This is a genomic window from Mesorhizobium sp. WSM4848 (assembly GCF_055811375.1).
On the sequence record NZ_JBVVPX010000130.1, the window covers coordinates 1 to 358 of the forward strand.

The following is a 358-nucleotide window of genomic DNA, read 5'->3' on the forward strand; positions in this document are numbered from 1 at the left end:
CATCTTCGGATGAAATGGGGAGCCTCTGCCTTTCGGTTCTCTTGGAACAAGACGGAAGAGAGTCACTCTTACCGTCGTGCATACCTTAAGCGGGTCTGCCGCCTTCGTTTCTCTTTCTTCGCGAATGACTTTGACTTGCGCTCGCGCGCCGCATCGCACCCTTTGGGTGCTGGCGCTCCGCGAGGGCGCGGCAGCAAGCCGCGATGGCCTGGCCGCGACGGCCGTTTGGCCTTGCGAGACTTGCGTCTCGTTGGCGAAAGCCGATTTACGGCGCAGTCTTGGGGCTTGTAGCTCAGTTGGTTAGAGCGCGCGCTTGATAAGCGTGAGGTCGGAGGTTCAAGTCCTCCCAGGCCCACCA

Annotated in this window: 1 tRNA gene; it reads left to right on the plus strand. The window is 60.3% G+C overall.

What is annotated here, in order from left to right:
* The first annotated feature begins 281 nt into the window (after nt 1-281).
* A tRNA-Ile gene (locus tag AC0L16_RS33635) sits at nt 282-358 on the plus strand.